The 21,300-nt window shown below is 52.6% G+C and carries 18 protein-coding genes and 7 tRNA genes; 3 read left to right on the top strand and 22 right to left on the bottom strand.

The genetic code is table 11. The annotated features are described in order from the left end of the window. Positions 1–6: 6 nt before the first annotated feature. Positions 7–2,589 (bottom strand): leucine--tRNA ligase, encoded by a 2,583-nt coding sequence (leuS, locus tag AC3ITF_RS15935; RefSeq protein WP_115259098.1) that lies wholly within the window; start codon positions 2,587–2,589, stop codon positions 7–9. A 235-nt stretch (positions 2,590–2,824) separates the two neighbouring features. On the opposite strand from leuS, the gene AC3ITF_RS15930 reads away from it, so the two are divergent. Beyond that, positions 2,825–3,307 (top strand): zinc ribbon-containing protein, encoded by a 483-nt coding sequence (locus tag AC3ITF_RS15930; protein ID WP_115259097.1) that lies wholly within the window; start codon positions 2,825–2,827, stop codon positions 3,305–3,307. Between the two features lie 60 nt (positions 3,308–3,367). Here AC3ITF_RS15930 and rihA read toward each other — a convergent pair whose 3' ends face one another. The 5 genes from rihA to gltI all read right to left on the bottom strand — a co-directional run bounded on the left by rihA (position 3,368) and on the right by gltI (position 7,626). After that, positions 3,368–4,303 (bottom strand): pyrimidine-specific ribonucleoside hydrolase RihA, encoded by a 936-nt coding sequence (gene rihA / locus AC3ITF_RS15925; protein ID WP_117342226.1) that lies wholly within the window; start codon positions 4,301–4,303, stop codon positions 3,368–3,370. A gap of 116 nt (positions 4,304–4,419) precedes the next feature. Further along, on the bottom strand, positions 4,420–5,145 hold the full coding sequence (gene gltL, locus AC3ITF_RS15920; RefSeq protein WP_096757890.1) for a glutamate/aspartate ABC transporter ATP-binding protein GltL: 726 nt from the start codon (positions 5,143–5,145) through the stop codon (positions 4,420–4,422). Beyond that, positions 5,145–5,819 (bottom strand): glutamate/aspartate ABC transporter permease GltK, encoded by a 675-nt coding sequence (gene gltK, locus AC3ITF_RS15915; protein ID WP_096757889.1) that lies wholly within the window; start codon positions 5,817–5,819, stop codon positions 5,145–5,147. The genes gltL and gltK overlap by 1 nt, the downstream gene beginning before the upstream one ends. Beyond that, positions 5,819–6,559: a glutamate/aspartate ABC transporter permease GltJ gene (gene gltJ / locus AC3ITF_RS15910; protein ID WP_096757888.1), complete on the bottom strand. Its 741-nt coding sequence runs from the start codon at positions 6,557–6,559 to the stop codon at positions 5,819–5,821. Before gltJ ends, gltK begins: the two co-directional genes overlap by 1 nt. 158 nt (positions 6,560–6,717) lie before the next feature. Beyond that, positions 6,718–7,626 carry a glutamate/aspartate ABC transporter substrate-binding protein GltI gene (gltI, locus tag AC3ITF_RS15905; RefSeq protein WP_096757887.1) on the bottom strand — a complete coding sequence of 303 codons (909 nt, stop codon included), beginning with the start codon at positions 7,624–7,626 and terminating at the stop codon, positions 6,718–6,720. Between gltI and AC3ITF_RS15900 the strand changes: the two genes are divergently transcribed. Beyond that, on the top strand, positions 7,621–7,962 hold the full coding sequence (locus AC3ITF_RS15900) for a hypothetical protein (protein WP_170974161.1): 342 nt from the start codon (positions 7,621–7,623) through the stop codon (positions 7,960–7,962). The two genes, gltI and AC3ITF_RS15900, sit on opposite strands and share 6 nt — an antisense overlap. Before the next feature lie 34 nt (positions 7,963–7,996). Here the strand turns inward: AC3ITF_RS15900 and lnt are convergent, their stop codons facing one another. The 5 genes from lnt to miaB form a co-directional block, all read right to left on the bottom strand. Then, positions 7,997–9,535 (bottom strand): apolipoprotein N-acyltransferase, encoded by a 1,539-nt coding sequence (gene lnt, locus AC3ITF_RS15895; RefSeq protein ID WP_137362427.1) that lies wholly within the window; start codon positions 9,533–9,535, stop codon positions 7,997–7,999. A 24-nt stretch (positions 9,536–9,559) separates the two neighbouring features. Continuing rightward, entirely contained in the window at positions 9,560–10,438 is an 879-nt protein-coding gene (gene corC / locus AC3ITF_RS15890) for a CNNM family magnesium/cobalt transport protein CorC (protein WP_096757884.1), read from the bottom strand. Positions 10,439–10,536: 98 nt separating this feature from the next. Next, positions 10,537–11,004: an rRNA maturation RNase YbeY gene (gene ybeY / locus AC3ITF_RS15885; RefSeq protein WP_115259094.1), complete on the bottom strand. Its 468-nt coding sequence runs from the start codon at positions 11,002–11,004 to the stop codon at positions 10,537–10,539. Further along, entirely contained in the window at positions 11,001–12,047 is a 1,047-nt protein-coding gene (locus AC3ITF_RS15880) for a PhoH family protein (RefSeq protein WP_167456046.1), read from the bottom strand. The genes ybeY and AC3ITF_RS15880 overlap by 4 nt, the downstream gene beginning before the upstream one ends. A 254-nt stretch (positions 12,048–12,301) precedes the next feature. Continuing rightward, entirely contained in the window at positions 12,302–13,732 is a 1,431-nt protein-coding gene (gene miaB / locus AC3ITF_RS15875; RefSeq protein WP_096757880.1) for a tRNA (N6-isopentenyl adenosine(37)-C2)-methylthiotransferase MiaB, read from the bottom strand. A gap of 145 nt (positions 13,733–13,877) precedes the next feature. On the opposite strand from miaB, the gene ubiF reads away from it, so the two are divergent. Continuing rightward, positions 13,878–15,053 (top strand): 3-demethoxyubiquinol 3-hydroxylase, encoded by a 1,176-nt coding sequence (ubiF, locus tag AC3ITF_RS15870; RefSeq protein ID WP_115259092.1) that lies wholly within the window; start codon positions 13,878–13,880, stop codon positions 15,051–15,053. A 120-nt stretch (positions 15,054–15,173) separates the two neighbouring features. Here the strand turns inward: ubiF and AC3ITF_RS15865 are convergent. The 11 genes from AC3ITF_RS15865 to nagA all read right to left on the bottom strand — a co-directional run bounded on the left by AC3ITF_RS15865 (position 15,174) and on the right by nagA (position 21,255). Continuing rightward, positions 15,174–15,248 (bottom strand) — tRNA-Gln (locus AC3ITF_RS15865). A 36-nt stretch (positions 15,249–15,284) separates the two neighbouring features. After that, positions 15,285–15,359: transfer RNA gene (locus tag AC3ITF_RS15860), tRNA-Gln, on the bottom strand. 44 nt (positions 15,360–15,403) lie between these two features. Beyond that, positions 15,404–15,480: transfer RNA gene (locus AC3ITF_RS15855), tRNA-Met, on the bottom strand. Positions 15,481–15,501: 21 nt separating this feature from the next. Beyond that, positions 15,502–15,576: transfer RNA gene (locus AC3ITF_RS15850), tRNA-Gln, on the bottom strand. Between the two features lie 36 nt (positions 15,577–15,612). Then, positions 15,613–15,687: transfer RNA gene (locus AC3ITF_RS15845), tRNA-Gln, on the bottom strand. 23 nt (positions 15,688–15,710) lie between these two features. Continuing rightward, positions 15,711–15,795: transfer RNA gene (locus tag AC3ITF_RS15840), tRNA-Leu, on the bottom strand. 8 nt (positions 15,796–15,803) lie between these two features. Continuing rightward, positions 15,804–15,880 (bottom strand) — tRNA-Met (locus AC3ITF_RS15835). Between the two features lie 223 nt (positions 15,881–16,103). Beyond that, positions 16,104–17,768, bottom strand: coding sequence for an asparagine synthase B (gene asnB / locus AC3ITF_RS15830; protein ID WP_096757878.1), 1,665 nt, complete (start codon positions 17,766–17,768; stop codon positions 16,104–16,106). Positions 17,769–18,021: 253 nt separating this feature from the next. Then, entirely contained in the window at positions 18,022–18,774 is a 753-nt protein-coding gene (gene nagD / locus AC3ITF_RS15825; protein ID WP_096757877.1) for a ribonucleotide monophosphatase NagD, read from the bottom strand. Positions 18,775–18,877: 103 nt separating this feature from the next. Next, positions 18,878–20,098, bottom strand: a complete 1,221-nt coding sequence (gene nagC / locus AC3ITF_RS15820; protein WP_115259091.1) for a DNA-binding transcriptional regulator NagC — start codon at positions 20,096–20,098, stop codon at positions 18,878–18,880. 8 nt (positions 20,099–20,106) lie between these two features. Next, positions 20,107–21,255 (bottom strand): N-acetylglucosamine-6-phosphate deacetylase, encoded by a 1,149-nt coding sequence (gene nagA / locus AC3ITF_RS15815; protein WP_115259090.1) that lies wholly within the window; start codon positions 21,253–21,255, stop codon positions 20,107–20,109. Between the last annotated feature and the right edge of the window lie 45 nt (positions 21,256–21,300).

Raw genomic sequence — 21,300 nt, 5'->3', positions numbered from 1 at the left:
CCGCGCTTAGCCAACGACCAGATTGAGGAGTTTACCCGGTACATAAATCACTTTACGTACGGTAACGCCATCAAGATATTTTGCTACCAGATGCTCCTGGCCAGCACGTTCACGCACTTGCTCTTCGGTGGCGTTGACTGGAACGGTGATTTTTCCACGTACTTTACCGTTCACCTGCACCACAACCAGCGTTGAGTCTTCGACCATTGCGCTGTCGTCAGCAACCGGCCACGGTGCGTTGTCGATATCGCCTTCGCCCTTCAGCGCATGCCACAAGGTGAAGCATACGTGCGGGGTGAACGGGTTGAGCATACGCACAACGGCCAGCAACGCTTCCTGCATCAGAGCTCTGTCCTGCTCGTCTTCCTGCGGTGCTTTCGCCAGCTTGTTCATCAGTTCCATAACCGCCGCAATCGCGGTGTTAAAGGTCTGACGACGGCCGATATCATCGGTCACTTTCGCAATAGTTTTGTGAACATCGCGACGTAGCGCTTTCTGATCGTCGCTCAATGCGTCAACGTTCAGGGCCGCAACATCACCTTTGCTGGTGTGTTCGTAAACCAGTTTCCAGACACGTTTCAGGAAGCGGTTAGCTCCTTCAACACCGGATTCCTGCCATTCAAGCGTCATATCAGCCGGAGAGGCGAACATCATGAACAGACGCACGGTGTCTGCGCCGTAACGCTCAACCATCACCTGCGGGTCGATACCGTTGTTTTTTGACTTGGACATCTTGCTCATGCCGGTATAGACCAGTTCATGACCTTCGGCGTCCTGCGCCTTCACGATACGGCCTTTTTCATCGCGCTCAACGATAGCATCAACCGGAGAAACCCAGTTACGCTCGCCGTTGGCACCGACGTAGTAGAAGGCATCCGCCAGCACCATGCCCTGACACAGCAGCTGTTTAGCCGGTTCGTCAGAGTTTACCATGCCCGCGTCACGCATCAGCTTGTGGAAGAAACGGAAATAGAGCAGGTGCATGATGGCGTGTTCGATACCGCCAATGTAGATATCAACCGGCAGCCAGTAGTTGGCAGCCTTAGAGTCCAGCATGCCTTCCTGATACTGCGGGCAGGTGTAGCGCGCATAGTACCAGGATGATTCCATAAAGGTATCAAAGGTGTCGGTTTCACGCAGAGCCGGCATACCGTTAACGGTGGTTTTTGCCCACTCTGGGTCGGCTTTAATCGGGCTGGTGATACCGTCCATCACCACATCTTCCGGCAGAATAACCGGCAGCTGATCTTCTGGGGTTGGCAACACGGTGCCATCTTCCAGCGTGACCATTGGGATTGGAGCGCCCCAGTAACGCTGACGGGAAACGCCCCAGTCACGCAGACGGTAGTTAACTTTACGCTCACCCACACCTTTTTCGACAAGCTTGTCGGCAATGGCGTTGAAAGCCGCTTCGAAATCGAGACCGTTAAACTCACCAGAGTTAAACAGCACGCCTTTCTCGGTCAGTGCCTTCTCAGACAGATCCGGTTCTGAACCGTCAGCCGCCAGGATAACTGGCTTGATGCTCAGACCATATTTGGTTGCGAACTCGTAGTCGCGCTGATCGTGACCCGGCACGGCCATCACGGCACCTGTACCGTATTCCATCAGCACGAAGTTTGCAGCCCAAACCGGGATCTCTTCACCGGTCAGCGGATGAATCGCTTTAAAGCCAGTGTCGACGCCTTTCTTCTCCATGGTCGCCATTTCAGCCTCGGCAACCTTGGTGTTGCGGCATTCGTCAACAAACGCCGCCAGTTCCGGGTTATTCGCCGCGGCTTTCTGCGCCAACGGGTGACCTGCGGCAACGGCCAGATAAGTGGCACCCATAAAGGTGTCCGGGCGGGTGGTGTAAACGGTCAGCGTGTTGTCATAACCGTTGACATCAAAGGTGATCTCCACGCCTTCAGAGCGGCCAATCCAGTTGCGCTGCATCGTTTTTACGGTGTCAGGCCAGTGATCCAGACGGTCCAGGTCGCGCAGCAGTTCGTCAGCGTATGCGGTGATTTTGATGAACCACTGCGGGATCTCTTTTCGCTCAACTTTGGTATCACAACGCCAGCAGCAGCCGTCAATAACCTGTTCGTTCGCCAGTACTGTCTGGTCGTTAGGGCACCAGTTGACCGCAGAGGTTTTCTTGTACACCAGACCTTTTTTGTACAGTTCAGTGAAGAACTTTTGCTCCCAACGGTAATATTCCGGGGTGCAGGTCGCCAACTCACGGCTCCAGTCATAGCCGAAGCCCAGCATTTTGAGCTGGTTCTTCATGTAAGCGATGTTGTCGTACGTCCATGGAGCAGGCGCGGTATTGTTTTTCACCGCCGCGCCTTCAGCTGGCAGGCCGAATGCATCCCAGCCAATCGGCTGCAGAACGTTTTTGCCCAGCATACGCTGATAGCGGGCGATCACATCACCGATAGTGTAGTTACGTACGTGGCCCATGTGTAGTCGACCAGAAGGATAGGGAAGCATAGACAGGCAGTAATACTTCTCTTTGCTCTCGTCTTCGGTAACTTCAAATGTGCGCTTCTCATCCCAGTGAAGCTGTACTTTGGATTCTATCTCTTCCGGGCGGTATTGCTCTTGCATGGCAGCCAGTGGTCCTGTTTTCAATACAGCTACAAACGTAGCTTTAGATGTGGTGTTTCAGATCCGCATAGCATAGCCCAAACGTCCGCGTCAAAACAGCCTTTCGCGCATTCAGCATTGAATTCCCGCAAGGATAAATATTGCACGAATTTACATACTCTGTGGACAGTCTTGCAAAGCGTAGTGTAAATAACGTCTATTATTATAGACAGTTAACGACCCAGGAGGCGAAGCGATGAACAAGGTTGCTCAATATTACCGTGAACTGGTGACGTCACTTAGCGAACGTCTACGCAATGGTGAACGCGATATCGATGCGCTGGTGGACCAGGCTCGTCAGCGAGTTATGCAGACCGGGGAGTTAACGCGAACCGAGGTAGAAGAACTCACCAGGGCCGTCAGACGCGACCTTGAAGAGTTCGCGATCAGTTATGAAGAGAGTCTTGATGAGGAGACTGACAGCGTTTTTATGCGGGTCATCAAAGAGAGTATCTGGCAAGAACTGGCGGATATTACCGATAAAACCCAGCTTGAATGGCGCGAAGTATTCCAGGACCTGAGTCATCACGGGGTTTATCACAGTGGTGAGGTGGTCGGGTTGGGGAATCTGGTCTGTGAGAAATGCCACTTCCATTTAGCCGTTTACACGCCAGACGTGCTGCCGCTATGCCCGAAATGTGGTCACGATCAGTTCCAGCGCAGACCATTTGAGCCGTGATTTTTTGTGCCGGATGCGACGCGACGCGTCTTATCCGGCCTACGCACTTAATGATAAATGTCAGGCGTAAAACCTGAGCCGTTCGGCCAGCAGATCGACAAAACCTTGCCGGTCAACGTCAACCATAACCGTGGCGTTGGGTTTATTTCCGCTCAGGAAATAGTAATCCACTACGGTCATTCCCTGCGTGTATTTTCCCTGCGTCTCTACGCCGACCCAGCGTTCAACGGTGGTAAACAGTTCGGGCTTCAGTAACCAGGCAATGGTGCATGGATCATGTAGCGGTGCGCCTTTGAATCCCCATTTCTCGTCTTTGTGATATTCGAAGAAGAAATCCAGTAACTCAGCGACAATGCTCGCCACAGGATTGCCAATCGCGCGCAATCGCTCGGTGTCTTCACGATGAATTTGTGCTTTATGTGTGACGTCCAGCCCAGCCATCACTACCGGAATACCTGATTGAAACACCATCTCTGCCGCTTCGGGATCAACATAAATATTGAACTCAGCAGCCGGTGTCCAATTTCCGAGTCCCATCGCGCCGCCCATAATCACAATACGGGCGATTTTCTTATGCAACTCGGGGTGGCTATTCAGCAGCAGTGCTACGTTAGTTTGGGGGCCAGTTGATACAATCGTGACCGGTTCCGGACTTTCGCGCAGGGTTTTCGCCATTAACTCCACGGCTGTACAACTTTGCGGGGCAAATGCCGGCTCCGGCAGTACGGGGCCGTCTAGGCCACTTTCTCCGTGAACGTTATCGGCAATTATCAACTCGCGCATCAGGGGCTTCAACGCGCCTCCGGCAACGGGAATATCCGATCGGTTGAGCAGCGTTAACATACGCAACACATTACGCAGGGTTTTATCAGGCGTCTGGTTGCCCGCTGAGGATGTTATGGCTTTAACATCAAGTTCCGGTGAGGCGAGGGCGAGAACCATTGCGATAGCGTCGTCATGACCTGGATCGCAATCAAAAAGGATCGGAAGTGCCATTGTGACTCCTTGTGGGTGGGACTTCGTGACAAGGTTAACGCCGGGCTGTATGTGATTCGAGATGCGAAGAAAGAAAGCGTGATTTGGCGCGCACTTTGATGTGCGCGCCGGAAAGATTAATGCAATATTTTGGCGAGGAAGTCTTTGGCGCGGTCTGATTTTGGATTGGCAAAGAACTCTTCTTTCGGCGAGTCTTCCACAATCTTACCCTCATCCATAAAGATTACCCGGTTCGCCACTTTCCGAGCGAAGCCCATTTCGTGGGTGACCACCATCATGGTCATCCCTTCATGAGCCAGCTCGACCATGACGTCCAGCACCTCGTTGATCATTTCTGGATCGAGCGCTGAGGTGGGTTCATCAAACAACATGGCGATAGGATCCATACACAGCGCCCGGGCAATGGCCACGCGCTGCTGCTGTCCACCAGAAAGCTGGGCCGGAAACTTATCGGCATGGGCCGACAGTCCTACGCGCTCAAGCAGTTTTTGTGCTTTGTCGCGAGCAGGCTTTTTATCGCGTTTAAGTACTTTTACCTGGGCCAGGGTCAAGTTTTCGATGATCGACAAATGTGGGAACAGTTCAAAGTGCTGGAAGACCATGCCCACGCGAGAACGCAGTTTGGCCAGATCGGTTTTTTTGTCATTCACGACGGTACCGTCAACGGTGATCACACCCTGCTGCACTGGCTCCAGGCCGTTTACCGTTTTGATCAGCGTCGATTTACCGGAGCCTGACGGACCGCAAACTACCACCACTTCACCTTTTTTAACTTCCGTGGAGCAGTCGGTCAGAACCTGAAAGTGACCATACCATTTAGAAACATTTTTCAGGGTAATCATTAAACTGTCCTTTTCTTCAAATAGCTGACCAACAACGATGCGCTCAGACTGAATACAAAATAGACGGCGCCAGCGAACAGGATCATCTCGACCTGTGTGCCGTCACGCTCGCCAATGGTGGAGGCGGTACGGAAGAAATCTGCAAGACTTAATACGTAGACTAGCGAGGTATCCTGGAATAGAACGATGCCCTGGGTTAGCAGCAACGGCACCATCGCGCGAAATGCCTGCGGCAGAATAATGAGCTTCATCGACTGCCAGTGGGTCATCCCTAACGCCAGCGCGGCGCTGGACTGTCCACGAGAAATACTCTGGATCCCGGCACGGATAATCTCTGAGTAGTACGCCGCTTCAAACATCGAAAACGCCACCATCGCTGAGATCAGACGAATATCGGTTTTCGGTGACAGGCCTAATACGTTCTGTAAGAACCCTGGTACAATCAGATAGAACCACAGCAGCACCATGACCAGCGGAATAGAGCGGAATACGTTCACGTAGATCTTCGCAAACCAGGCAATGGGCGCGAAGCTGGACAGACGCATTACCGCAAGGATAGTTCCCCAAACGATGCCAATAATGACCGCCGTAACGGTAATTTTCAGCGTGATCATCAGCCCATCCAGCAGATACGGCAGGGAGGGGACAATGGAACTCCAGTCAAATTCGTACATTATTTGCCTCCCAAATTGCCAGGCAGGCGAGTTTTACGTTCAACCAGATTCATCACCAGCATAATAAAGGCGTTAATCAAGACGTAGGCAAGGGTGATAGCCGTAAACGACTCCCAGGCGTGGGCAGAGTAATCCAGCAGCTTGCCTGCCTGTGCTGCCATATCGACCAGACCGATGGTTGAGGCGATGGCGGAGTTTTTCACCAGGTTCATCATTTCTGATGTCATCGGCGGTACGATCACGCGGTAGGCGTTGGGCAGCAGAACATAGCGATAGGCCTGCGGTAGCGTCAGCCCCATCGCCAGCGCGGCGTTTTTTTGTCCGCGAGGCAAAGACTGAATCGCGGCGCGCACCTGCTCACAAACGCGGGCGGCGGTAAACAGCCCCAGGCAGAGCATTGAGGAGAGGAAAAACTGGATGTTGGGATCCAACTCAGCCTTGAACCACATGCCAATGTTTTCTGGGAGCAGTTCCGGGATTACCAGATACCAGGTAAAAAATTGTACGATCAGCGGAACGTTACGAAACAGTTCAACATACAACGTGCCTATCCCGGAAAGGAAACGGTTGGGAACGGTGCGTAAGATGCCGAATAGGGAACCTATCAGGAAAGCAATAATCCATGCGGTGATTGAAAGCGCGACGGTGACCTGGAAACCACTCCAGAGCCAGCCGAGATAGGTGGTGTTGCCGAACGGGGCTTCTTGTAAAAAAATCCCCCAGTTCCAGTCTATAGACATAAATCTACTCCAGAAAAAAAAAGGGTAGCAGCGCTACCCTCGAAGATTGTTGAGAAGCTCATTTTTCGCGCTGAGTGGGGAACGGCCACTCAGCGTATAGTCTGTCCATGCTTCCCGACAATCGTGAGGGCCAGGTGAACTCGCCCCATTTATTTTAGTTAGTTGAGTGCTTTATCATTTGGTTCTTTGAACAGGGCCTTCATCTCGCTCGACAGTTCGAAATTCATATTCAGGTTCTTTGGCGGAATAGGGTTTTTAAACCATTTATCAAACCACTTCTCTGCTTCACCTGAAGTTTGTGCCTGCGCAATGGTGTCATCCATCAGCTTTTTGAACGCGACGTCGTCTTTACGCAGCATACAGCCGTACGCTTCCTGAGATTGTGGCTTGCCGACGATCTCCCAGTTGTCCGGTTTCTTCGCCTTCGCGCGTTCACCAGCCAGCAGGGCGTCATCCATCATAAAGGCGACGGCGCGACCGCTTTCGAGGGTACGGAAAGAGTCACCGTGGTCTTTCGCACTGATGATGCGCATATCCATTTTTTGTTCTTCGTTCAGCTTATGCAGCAGCACTTCCGAGGTGGTACCGGAAGTCACAACCACCGCTTTGCCTTTCAAGTCAGCGAAATCTTTGATGTCGCCGCCTTTTTTCGCCAGCAGGCGGGTGCCGACAACGAAAATGGTGTCAGAAAATGCCGCTTGTTTCTGGCGTTCAACGTTGTTGGTGGTGGAACCACATTCAAAGTCGAAGGTGCCGTTTTGCAGCAGCGGAATGCGGTTCTGGGAGGTAATCGGAATCAGCTTCACCTGCAGGTCAGGTTTGTTCAGCTTTTTCTTCACGGCCTCAACAATTGCGTTGGAGTAATCCTGTGAATAACCGACCACTTTCTGCTGATTATCGTAGTAGGAAAACGGGACCGAGGATTCACGGTGTCCGACGACGATGACGCCATTTTTAGCGATCTTGTCCAGGGTGCTGCTTGCCGCAGGGGCGGCATCTTCCGCGTGCGCCAGACCGGCAGACATTCCCACGACCAGCATGGCAGTGGCGAGCTTACGTAATTGCATATCCAACTCCTTTATCGTCTGCGTCAGGGACGCATTGATACCCATTGTGATGTTGTTATTGTTTGCTACTTAAAAGTGCAGTCTTGTATGTGTTTGTTAACATTTAGTTTGGATGAATGTAAAGAATTTGCTGTGTTATTGTTTATTTTTGCGAAGTGCGCCGCACCGTTTGAGGGCAAAAATATCTTGTTGCACATTTCAGGTGCTACCTGTGCTCAAATTTGGTGCGACCAGGTTGCACATTCAACCAAAACAGCGTTTGCCTTGTATAACAAAGCAATAGGCGTGCCAGAATGGGAGAGGAGAGGGGATGTGTTAGCCGGACAAGGCGCGTGAGCGCCAACATCCGGCAATATGACGAGAGCAGAGATTATTTACGACGCTGGCGCAGACTCATGACGATCGCGCCAAAGCCTAACAACGCGGTAATCAGCCATAACGGCCAGTTTCCGGTACGCGCATACGGCGTGAGACCCGTTGTCGGGGTAACGCTGGTGGTCAGTACCTGTCGGGTAAACTGCGGGATCATGGCCTGCACTTCACCTTGCGGGCCAATCACCGCCGTGATGCCATTATTAGTGCTACGCAACAGCGGACGCGCTAGCTCCAGTGACCGCATGCGTGCCATCTGGAAGTGCTGCCATGGACCGATGGATTTACCAAACCAGGCATCATTGGAGATGGTCAGCAAGTAGTCCGTATCCGGGCGGAAGTTATCCCGTACCTGTTCGCCAAGAATAATTTCGTAGCAGATTGCCGCCGTCAGCTTAAAGCCGTGCGCCTGCAGCTGTGGCTGCACATACGGCCCTCGGCTGAAGGATGACATGGGTAAGTCAAAGAACGGCGCCAGTGGGCGTAGAATCGATTCCAGCGGCACAAACTCACCAAACGGGACAAGGTGATTTTTGTTGTAACGATTGCTGGAGTCATAGCTGTACGGACTGTCTTTACCCAGCGTGATGATGGTGTTGTAGGTATCGTAGCGGTTTTGCTTGTTAAGGCGCGCGTCAACAATACCGGTGATTAGCGTGCTGTTTTTAGATTTTAGCAGGTCATCCATCATGCCGAGGAACCGCTGCTGATTGATCTCCAGATCAGGAATAGCGGACTCTGGCCAGATGATCAGCTGTGATTTGCCCATTTCAGGCTGCGTGGCATCAAGGTAAATCTTCAACGTGTTGATGAGCTGACCTTCATCCCACTTCAGCGACTGCGGAATGTCACCTTGCACCATCGAAACTTGGGTGGTTTTTTCTGGCTCCAGTGTATACCACTGGATGTAGCGCAGCGGGAAGGGCAGAGCGAACAATACCACGGCAGCAACCAGAGGACGCCAGTTACGTGTGACTAAAGCCAGCGCCAGCAGGCCGCTGACCATCATCAGCAGGAAGTTAATCGCCTCGACGCCCATTACCGGCGCCAGGCCTTTCAGCGGGCCGTCAATCTGGCTGTAGCCAAACTGTAGCCATGGGAAGCCGGTCAGCACCCAGCCGCGCAGGAATTCGGTTATCTGCCAGACTACCGGGGCAGCAATCGCCACCCGCAGCCAGCTGGTTTTTGGCCACAGGCGCGACAGAACGCCCGCAAACAAACCTGTGTACAGCGAGAGGTATGCCGCAAGCAATACCACAAGGAATACGTTAACCGGGCCTGGCATACCGCCAAATTGCGCAATGCTGACATAGACCCAGTTGATGCCGGAGCCAAAAAGACCCATTCCCCAGACATAGCCGATAGCGGCAGACTGGAGTGGGCGACGGTTGAGAGTTAAGGCCTGCAGACCCATCAGCGAAATAATCGCCGCAGGCCAGATGTCATACGGAGAGAACGCCAGCGTCCCGCAGGCACCGAATAATAACGCCAGCAGCAGGCGAATGCGCTGGCGTTCAATTAAGGGGGCAAATGCCATGTAGTCTTTGATCCAGTTTCGGGTTTATTCGTCCAGTTTTGGCTGGGGTGAGTCGTCCGGAATTCTGACATGAACCTGAATAATACGACGGCTGTCGGCCATGGCAACTTTGAACTGGTAGCCATCAATGTCGATAGTCTCTCCACGTGCGGGCAGATGACCAAAGGCCTGCATCACCAAACCGCCAATAGTATCGACTTCTTCGTCGCTAAAGTGGGTGCCGAAGGCTTCGTTGAAGTCTTCGATCGGGGCCAGCGCACGAATGGTCCAGGTGTGGCGACTAAGCTGACGGAAATCGATATCGTCTTCTTCGTCGTATTCATCTTCGATTTCACCGACGATCAGTTCAAGAATGTCCTCAATGGTCACCAGACCCGAGACACCGCCGAACTCGTCGATAACGATAGCCATATGGTACCGCTGAGAGCGGAACTCTTTCAGCATGCGGTCAACACGCTTGCTCTCAGGTACGACAACCGCCGGGCGTAACACTTTTTCCATGCTGAAAGCTTCGGCATCACTGCGCATAAACGGCAGCAAGTCTTTCGCCATCAGAATCCCTTCAATGTGATCTTTGTCTTCGCTGATCACCGGGAAACGCGAGTGGGCGGACTCGATGATGACATCAAGACACTCATCCAGAGTCTGGTTGCGTTTCAGTGTGATCATCTGGGACCGGGGGATCATGATGTCGCGAACACGTTGGTCCGCAATGTCCATCACCCCTTCGAGCATATCGCGCGTATCTTCATCGATAAGGTCGTTTTGCCCGGAATCACGGATCAGCTCCAACAGTTCGTCGCGGTTTTTTGGTTCACCGTGGAAAAGTTGGCTCAGTAACAGGGAAAAGAATCCCTTTTTGCTGTGTAAGGTGTCACTACTGTGTGAATTGTCGTCGCTCATGGCGTCGTATGGGTTCTCATGTTAGTTAATAGATTGCTCAAGGCACGTAAACTCAGTGCCCGGCGTGGTGACCTGTCACCGGCTTGACCGGTAGCAGGTTATTCCTTCTCGGCAATGTACGGATCCTCATAGCCCAGAGCAAGCATAATCTCTGTTTCGAGGGATTCCATTTCTTCCGCTTCGTCGTCTTCGATATGGTCGTAGCCTAAGAGATGCAGGCTACCGTGTATAACCATGTGTGCCCAGTGGGCTTCAAGAGGCTTACCTTGCTCCTGCGCTTCTTTTTCGACCACTTGACGACAGATGATCAAATCGCCCAGCAGCGGCAGTTCGATGCCCGGTGGGGCCTCAAACGGGAAGGACAGCACATTGGTTGACTTGTCTTTCCCGCGATAGGTCAGGTTCAGTTCGTGGCTTTCAGCGTCATCGACCAGGCGAATGGTGACCTCTGACTCTTCCTGAAACTGCGGGATCACCGCATCCAGCCATGCCTGAAACTGGCGCTCATCCGGTAAACCGGCGTTATCTTCACATGCCAGCTGTAAATCGAGAATAACCTGACTCATTTTTGTTCCTGTTCCTGGGCTTCACGCTTGCGTTCCGCTGCCTGTTCGGCTTTACGTTTTTGTTCTGCTTCTTCCCAGGCTTCATACGCCGTCACGATACGGGCAACCACCGGGTGGCGTACCACGTCTTCGCTATGGAAGAAATTAAAGCTAATCTCATCGACCTCAGCCAACACTTCGATGGCATGACGCAGACCGGATTTGGTGCTGCGCGGCAGGTCAATTTGGGTAATGTCGCCGGTGATCACCGCTTTGGAGTTGAAGCCAATACGGGTCAGGAACATTTTCATCTGTTCGATAGTCGTGTTCTGGCTCTCATCAAGGATAATAAACGCATCGTTCAGCGTACGGCCGCGCATATAAGCCAGCGGGGCGACTTCAATGACGTTACGCTCGATAAGCTTCTCCACCTTCTCAAAACCGAGCATTTCGAACAGCGCATCATACAGCGGACGTAAATAAGGATCGACTTTCTGGCTGAGATCGCCCGGCAGGAAGCCCAGTTTTTCACCGGCTTCAACCGCCGGACGGGTCAGCAGAATACGACGAATTTCCTGACGCTCGAGCGCATCGACCGCGGCGGCTACCGCCAGGTAGGTTTTACCCGTCCCTGCAGGACCGACGCCGAAGGTGATGTCGTGGTCGAGAATATTGGCGATGTACTGCGCCTGATTCGGCGTACGCGGTTTGATCACGCCACGCTTGGTTTTGATATTCACCGCTTTGCCAAACTCCGGCACGCTGTCTGCGCTCTGCTCAAGGACACGCGCTTCTTTGATTGCCAGGTGAATTTGTTCCGGCTCGATGTCCTGCGTCTTGCCGCGCATTGGCGCGGTATCGACGTACAGGCTGTGTAAAATATCTGCCGCAGCGGTAACGCAAATCGGGCGACCGGTCAGCTTAAAGTGGTTGTCGCGGCGGTTAATTTCGATACCAAGGCGACGTTCCAGCTGTTTGATGTTGTCATCAAAAGGACCGCACAGGCTCAACAGACGGGCATTGTCTGCGGGCTCAAGGGTAATTTCGCGAGTGTCTATGTTCAAACCGTTCCTCTTATGCAGATATCGCCGGACGTCGAACATTTACCGGCATGTAGGGAAATTATTCACGCCACAGGGAAAAGGCGCAAGCATTGCAATGAAGATGGGGGCGTAGAGAGGAAATACAAGACCCTCCCCGTCATACTTCAAGCCGCAGAGGCGTTGCCTGCACTCGCGCACCCCAGTCACATAGTTATCTATGCTCCTGGGGATTTGCTCGTTTGTCGCTTTAGGGGATAGAGGAGGGGTTATGGTAATTACGGCTGATAAATGCCGACACCCAGATCGTTCTCTTTGCGGGTACGCGCAATGACCGACTCCGGACTTTCTGCGATGCGCAGGCCCATTTCGTCCTCGGTACGCACGACTTTACCGCGCAGGGAGTTAGTCCAGACGTCGGTAATTTCAACATCCACAAACTTACCGACCATATCCGGGGTGCCTTCAAAATTCACCACACGGTTATTTTCAGTACGACCCGACAGCTCCATTACGCTTTTACGCGACGTGCCTTCGACCAGAATACGCTGGGTGGTGCCGAGCATACGGCGGCTCCAGGCCATGGCCTGCTGGTTGATGCGATCCTGCAGGATATACAGACGTTGCTTTTTCTCTTCTTCCGGGACGTCGTCAACCATATCGGCGGCAGGCGTGCCAGGACGAGCTGAGAAGATAAAGCTGTAGCTCATGTCGAAGTTAACGTCGGCAATCAGCTTCATGGTCTGCTCGAAATCTTGTGTGGTTTCGCCAGGGAAGCCCACGATGAAGTCGGAGCTAATCTGAATATCCGGGCGTGCAGCGCGCAGTTTGCGGATGATTGCCTTGTATTCCAGCGCGGTATGGGTACGTCCCATCAGGTTTAGTACGCGATCTGAGCCACTCTGTACCGGCAGGTGCAGGAAGCTTACCAGCTCCGGGGTGTCGCGATAGACTTCAACGATATCGTCGGTGAACTCAATTGGATGACTGGTGGTGAAACGGATACGGTCAATGCCGTCGATCGCCGCTACCAGACGCAGTAAATCTGCGAATGAGCCGGTCGTGCCGTCGTAGTTCTCACCGCGCCAAGCGTTAACGTTTTGCCCCAGCAGGTTGACTTCACGTACGCCCTGCGCCGCAAGTTGGGCAATTTCAAGCAGGATATCGTCCGCCGGACGGCTGACTTCTTCACCACGGGTGTAGGGCACCACGCAGTAAGTGCAGTATTTGTTACAGCCTTCCATGATGGACACAAACGCGCTTGGACCTTCAGCACGCGGTTCCGGCAGGCGGTCGAACTTTTCGATTTCCGGGAAGCTGATATCCACCACTGGACTACGGCTGGTGCTACCGCGCACTTTGTTGATCATTTCCGGCAGGCGGTGCAGGGTTTGTGGCCCAAAAATAATGTCGACGTAGTGTGCACGTTGACGAATATGGTCGCCTTCCTGGGAGGCGACACAGCCACCCACGCCGATAATCAGATTCGGGTTTTTCTCTTTTAAGAGTTTCCAGCGACCTAACTGATGGAAAACTTTTTCCTGAGCCTTCTCGCGAATTGAGCAGGTATTCAGCAGCAGCACATCCGCTTCTTCCGCCACGTCGGTCAGTTGATACCCGTGAGTGGCATCCAGCAGATCGGCCATCTTCGATGAATCGTATTCGTTCATCTGACAGCCCCAGGTTTTAATATGGAGTTTTTTAGTCATCGACTTGCTCTTGCGAAATTGTGGCTGAAATGCAGGGCGCATAGTGTACTGCGTTGGCGCGGTTGTGACCAGTATGACGGATGTCAGCCTCAAGGGGTAAAAAATCCTGTAAACTTACACAATACATGTAACAGGATGATTGACCATGACAAATCAACCAACGGAAATTGCCATTGTCGGCGGGGGGATGGTCGGCGGCGCGCTGGCGCTGGGACTGGCGCAGCATGGATTCAGGGTGACGGTAATAGAGCACGCCGCGCCCGTGCCGTTTGTGGCTGACAGTCAGCCCGATATCCGTATTTCAGCCATTAGCTCCGCGTCTGCATCGTTGCTGAAAGGGTTGGGTGTCTGGGATGCGGTGCAGGGCATGCGCACTCATCCATATCGTCGTCTGGAAACCTGGGAGTGGGAGAATGCCCATGTGGTGTTTGATGCGGCAGAGCTAAAACTCCCATTGCTGGGCTATATGGTCGAAAACAACGTCCTGCAACAGGCGTTGTGGCAGGCGATGGAGGCGCATCCCAACGTGACCCTGCGCGTGCCGGCATCACTGATTTCTCTGCATCAACATAACGATCGGCATGAGCTTGAACTGACTGGCGGTGAAAAGATAACGGCAAAACTGGTGATTGGTGCCGATGGCGCGAATTCTCAGGTACGTCAAATGGCCGGGATTGGCATCCATGCCTGGCAGTACGCGCAATCCTGCATGCTGATTACCGTGCAATGCGAGAATTCACCGGGAGACAGTACCTGGCAGCAGTTTACCCCTGACGGACCGCGGGCGTTTTTACCGCTGTTCGATAACTGGGCTTCGCTGGTGTGGTATGACTCTCCGGCCCGCATCCGCCAGTTGCAGAGTCTCGATATGGCGCAGCTCCAGGCGGAAATCGCAAAATATTTCCCTTCACGTCTGGGTGACGTTACGCCTGTTGCCGCAGGGGCGTTTCCACTTACTCGTCGCCACGCGTTGCAGTATGTACAGCCAGGACTGGCGCTGGTGGGCGATGCCGCGCACACCATTCATCCGCTTGCCGGGCAGGGGGTGAATCTGGGGTACCGTGATGTCGATGCGTTAATTGATGTGCTGGTGAACGCCCGTAGCTATGGTGAGCAGTGGGCCAGTCAGCGGGTACTGAAGCGCTACCAAACGCGTCGTATGACCGATAACTTCATCATGCAAAGTGGTATGGATCTGTTTTACGCCGGATTCAGCAACAACCTGCAGCCGCTGCGTATTATGCGCAATCTTGGTCTAATGGCCGCCGAGCGTGCAGGCGTTTTAAAACGTCAGGCGCTGAAGTATGCATTAGGGTTGTAGCTCAAGTGGTGCCTGATGGCGCTGCGCTTATCAGGCCTACGCGTCATGTAGGCCGGGTAAGGCTTGCCGTCACCCGGCGTTAGAAAAGCAAAAAGCTCGCCGAAGCGAGCTTTTCTAAAATGGCTGGGGTACGAGGATTCGAACCTCGGAATGCTGGTATCAGAAACCAGAGCCTTACCGCTTGGCGATACCCCAACGGGTGCACCCACAAAGTGGACGACTTTTTGAAATTGGCTGGGGTACGAGGATTCGAACCTCGGAATGCTGGTATCAGAAACCAGAGCCTTACCGCTTGGCGATACCCCAACAATTTTTTGGATTTACCGAATTAAATCGATACGCCCTTAATATGGTGGCTACGACGGGATTCGAACCTGTGACCCCATCATTATGAGTGATGTGCTCTAACCAGCTGAGCTACGTAGCCAAATACTATCATATTCTTCGATGGCTGGGGTACCTGGATTCGAACCAGGGAATGCCGGTATCAAAAACCGGTGCCTTACCGCTTGGCGATACCCCAATGACCGTTGCGGTGAACCGCTATATCGAAGAAAAGTGGCTGGGGTACCTGGATTCGAACCAGGGAATGCCGGTATCAAAAACCGGTGCCTTACCGCTTGGCGATACCCCATCCGTGCAACGCTTACGGGTGAATGGTGCGGGAGGCGAGACTTGAACTCGCACACCTTGCGGCGCCAGAACCTAAATCTGGTGCGTCTACCAATTTCGCCACTCCCGCAAAAAAGATGGTGGCTACGACGGGATTCGAACCTGTGACCCCATCATTATGAGTGATGTGCTCTAACCAGCTGAGCTACGTAGCCATCTTTTTTTCGCGTTACCTTATCGGCGTTGCGGGGCGCATTATGCGTATTGAGCCTTGAAGCGTCAACCCCTTTTTCATTGAAAATAGCTGGAATGTGACTGTTTGGTTAGGTTGCGAACAGCGTGACGCAATATTCGGCAATTATTCGTTATTAATTGTTTTTCCGCACGTAAAACCGACATAAAAAAAGAGCCCCTCAGGGCTCTTAGTGGATGATGGGCTTACTTATAAGCCGACTGGTGCACGCCAACCGCACGGCCTGATGGATCGTTCATGGTTTTGAACGCTTCGTCCCATTCGATGGCTTTGGCAGAAGAACAGGCGACGGACGGGCCACCCGGCACACACTCGGCGGCGCTGGCTACCGGGAACAGCTCTTCAAAAATCTCACGGTACAAATACGCTTCTTTAGACGATGGTGTGTTGTACGGGAAGCGGAAGCTGGCGGTTTCCAGTTGTTGATCGGAAACGTGCTCTGCCGCCACTTCTTTCAGCGTGTCAATCCAGCTATAACCGACGCCGTCAGAGAACTGCTCCTTCTGACGCCATGCAATGCTGGCTGGCAGGTAGGATTCAAAACATTCACGCAGGACATGTTTTTCCATCTTTCCGTTACCGCACATTTTATCCTGTGGGTTGATGCGCATCGCGACATCGAGGAATTTCTTGTCGAGGAACGGTACGCGGGCTTCAACGCCCCAGGCCGACATGGCTTTGTTGGCTCGGGCGCAGTCGAACATATGCAGTGCCTGCAGTTTACGTACTGTTTCTTCGTGCAGTTCTTTTGCGTCCGGTGCTTTGTGAAAATAAAGATAGCCGCCAAATACTTCATCAGAACCTTCGCCTGATAGCACCATTTTAATGCCCATCGCTTTGATTTTTCTTGACATTAAGTACATCGGTGTTGAGGCGCGAATGGTGGTGACGTCATAGGTTTCAATGTGATAAATCACATCGCGGATGGCATCCAGGCCTTCCTGTACGGTGAAATGGATCTCGTGGTGTACGGTCCCCAGGTGGTTGGCGACTTCCTGAGCGGCTTTCAGATCCGGTGCGCCTTTCAGGCCCACGGCGAAGGAGTGCAGTTGCGGCCACCAGGCTTCACTGCGCTCTTGATCTTCAACACGGCGCGCTGCATATTTTTTGGTGATAGCGGAAATCACGGACGAATCCAGGCCACCAGACAGCAGCACACCATAAGGCACATCTGACATCAGATGGCTTTTAACCGCATCTTCCAGCGCCTGACGCAGTTCGTCTTTATCCGTCACATTGTCTTTTACGGCATCGTATTCGAACCAGTCGCGCTGATAGTACTGACGGATTTCTCCGTCTTTGCTCCACAGGTAGCTACCGGCCGGGAATTCTTTAATGGTGCGGCAAACAGGAACCAGCGCTTTCATCTCAGACGCCACGTACAAGTTGCCGTGTTCATCATGACCCATGTACAGAGGGATAATCCCAATGTGATCGCGGCCGATCAGATACGCATCCTGCTCGCTGTCGTACAGTGCGAAGGCGAACATGCCCTGCAGGTCGTCAAGGAATTCAGGCCCTTTTTCCTGGTACAGCGCAAGGATAACTTCGCAGTCGGAACCGGTCTGGAACTGATAGCGATCGCCGTATTCAGCACGTAACGCCTGATGGTTATAAATCTCGCCATTTACCGCCAGGATATGCGTCTTTTTCACGTTGTATAGCGGTTGAGCACCGGCGTTAACGTCGACAATGGACAGACGTTCATGTGCCAGGATCGCGTTATCACTGGCGTAAATACCCGACCAGTCCGGGCCGCGGTGGCGCATCAGACGAGACAGCTCGAGGGCTTTTTTACGCAGCTCAACTGCGTCGGTTTTAATATCAAATACGCCAAAAATAGAACACATAACCTTCTCCGTTAACCCGTTGCGTGATGCTTTTTATGTTTGCTTAATAAAGAAAATGCCGTAAAGCCGCAGAGGGCGCAAGGAGTTTGGTGAGGAGAAAAGAAAAAACTCAATGATGATTGTTGAATAGTGAAAAAAGAGTATGTAATGAGCGTATTTATTGATGAATCGCCAGAAAAATGGCGGTTTTATTAGATGGGGTTATTTAGTGTGCCGGTTAACGTGTTCTTAGGGTTATCCGGCACAGCGTTGCTTAAATAACATCTATCTCGGCAACGGACGGGTAGATCCAGCTTGGTCGGAACGGCATGCTGTCGATATCATCAAGGGTGGAAATGCCAGACAGCACCAGGATAGTTTCAAGACCGGCCTGGAAGCCAGCCAGAATATCGGTACGCAGGTTGTCGCCAACAATGACGGTCTCTTCCGAGTGCGCCTGCATTTTGTTGAGTGCCGCGCGGATAATCCACGGGCTGGGTTTACCTACGTAGAAGGGCTCACGGCCTGAAATCTTCTCAATACCGGCGCACAGCGCACCACAGGCAGGATAAAAACCGCGACCGTGCGTATCCGGGTTGGTGGCAATGAAACGTGCGCCATTGGCCACAAAGTATGCCGCTTTATGCATCATGTCCCAGTTGTAGGAACGCGTCTCGCCGACGATCACAAAATCGGGGTTAACGTCGGTAATGGTGAAGCCCGCTTTGTACAGTTCGTGGATCAGTGCGCCTTCACCGACAACATAGGCTTTTTTTCCTTCCTGGCGACGCAGGAAATCGGCGGTAGCCATGGCGGAGGTATAAAACACGCTGTCAGGAACATTGACACCTGCGGTGGCAAAGCGGTTTGCCAGATCCTGTCCGGTCTGCGAAGGGTAGTTAGTCAACAGGACTAACGGCAAGCCTTTCTCCATCACGCCGGTCAAAAATTCTGCCGCACCCGGTACGGCAACATTGTCGTGCATCAGCACGCCGTCGATATCACAAATTACATTCTTAATGGCCATGGACAATCCGACATCAAAATAAGAAGGCGTTACTATACATAAAATACACTCAATTATTCGAGTTGCCTCTGCGATACAGAGGCAGCTTGAAGAGTGAGGTGTATTAGCTTTCCAGCAAACGTTGTAGCAACGTTCCGTTGAGCATGGCGCGTTTCACCAGCGCAAATGCGCCAATGGCGGAACGGTGGTCCAGCGTGGAGCGAACCACGGGTAAATTGTGGCGAAATGCCTTCAACGCTTGGGCATTAATGCAGCTTTCGATCGCTGGCAGCAGGACCTTATCTGCCTCTGTAATCTCACCAGCAATAACGATTTTTTGTGGGTTAAACAGGTTGATGGCTATAGCGATAGTTTTACCCAGGTGGCGGCCCACGTGCTCAATCACTTCCGATGCCAGGTTATCGCCTTTGTTGGCAGCCTTACAGATAGATTTGATACTGCAATCATCAAGCGTTAGCCGACTTGGATAACCTTGCTTGAGTAAGTTTTGCACGCGATGCTCGATGGACGCGTTGGCCGCGATAGTTTCCAGACAACCAAAGTTACCGCAGTGACAGCGCTCGCCCAACGGCTCTACCTGAATATGGCCAATCTCGCCAACGTTGCCGTTACGGCCAATAAAAATGCGGCCATTGGAGATGATCCCGGCACCGGTTCCGCGATGCACTCGCACCAGAATGGAGTCTTCGCAGTCCTGACTTGCCCCGAAATAGTGCTCGGCAAGTGCCAGACTACGGATATCGTGACCAACAAAGCAGGTCACCTGGAACCGTTTTTCCAGCGCCTCGACCAGCCCCCAGTTTTCAACCTGAATATGCGGCATATAGCGAATGACGCCACTTTCTGGGTCAACCAGGCCTGGCAGAATAACGGAGATGGCAATTAGCTCACGGACTTTCCGTTGGCAGCTGTCCATAAAGGTGGCAATGGTATTGAGTAGCGCATGTTCCAGCGTTTCCTGGGTGCGCTCGGGTAAGGGGTAGTGCTCCTCAGCGACGGCTTTGCTGCTCATATCGTACAGCGTTAGCGTAGTGTCATGACGGCCAAGACGCACGCCAATGGCGTGGAAATTGCGTGTTTCAGTGACGATAGAGATAGCGCGGCGGCCCCCGGTGGAGGCCTGCTGATCCACTTCTTTGATCAGCCCGCGTTCAATAAGCTGGCGCGTAATTTTAGTTACGCTGGCGGGAGCAAGCTGGCTCTGTTCGGCAATCTGGATGCGCGAGATTGGCCCATGCTGGTCAATCAGGCGATAAACTGCCGCGCTGTTAAGCTGTTTTACGAGATCAACATTACCTATTTGAGCTTGTCCGCCTGGTGTCATTCTTTCTCTTACTCTGTAACGACCTCGTTGCCATTAACGATGGTCTTGATAATTTTAAAGTCGTGTGTGAACGCGGTCAGGTTGGCGACTTTGCCAGGGGCGATACTGCCGAGTTGCTTGTCCACGCCGATGGCGCGAGCGGGGTAGAGTGTTGCCATACGCAGCACTTCATCCAGCGCAATGCCGCAATGTTCAACCAGATTACGTACACCTTCAATCATGGTTAATGACGAGCCGCTCAGGGTGCCGTTCTCATCCACACACAGTCCATTGCGGTAGTATATTGTTTTACCAGCGAAAATGAACTGTTCAATATTTGCACCCGCCGGCGCGGTGGCGTCGGTCACCAGGCACAGCTTGTCACCTTTCAGGCGTTTAGCGTTACGGATGTTAACGTAATCGACGTGCAGACCATCGGCGATGATACCGCAATAAATATCGGCTTCATCAAGGATGGCACCAGCCAGACCCGGTTCGCGGCCAGTAATGTAAGGCATGGCGTTGAACAGGTGTGTTGCAAAGGTAATGCCCGCACGGAAACCGATTTTGGCTTCTTTTACCGTCGCGTTTGAGTGACCCGCTGAAACGACAATACCGGCATTGACCAGTCGGGTGATCACGTCAGCAGGAACCATTTCTGGTGCCAGCGTGACTTTGGTGATCACATCGGCATTATCGCACAGGAAGTCGACCAGCGCAGCGTCAGGCTGACGAACAAAACTTGGGTTATGGGTACCTTTTTTCACCAGATTCAGCCATGGGCCTTCAAGGTGAAGTCCTAATGCCTGATTCGGGTGTTTTGCCAGGTATTCACGCATCACGCGAACGCCTTGTTTCATCAACTCATCGCTGGTGGTGATAAGCGTAGGCAGGTAGTTAGTGCAGCCCGATTTCTCGTTGGCTTTCTGCATGATTTCCAGTGTTTCAACGGTCACAGCTTCTGCCGTATCGTTGAACTGCACGCCGCCGCAGCCGTTTAACTGCACATCAATAAAACCGGGGGAAAGAATGGCCCCATTCAATGAGCGTTGTTCAATCTCCGGCGGTAATTCAGCCAGTGGGCAAACGCTGGCTATCAGGCCATCAGCGACGACAATCGCATGGTCATCAAGAATTTCGTGACCGGTAAAGATCCGGCCCTGGGTTAAAGCATACATTCCGACCCCCGATTTCAAAAAAATGCCGCCCTGCAACGCTTTCGG

The sequence above is a fragment of the Citrobacter sp. KH_055_1 genome (assembly GCF_057838705.1).
The sequence above is the reverse complement of the archived record's forward strand: the minus strand, read 5'-3'. Positions and strand labels throughout refer to the sequence as shown.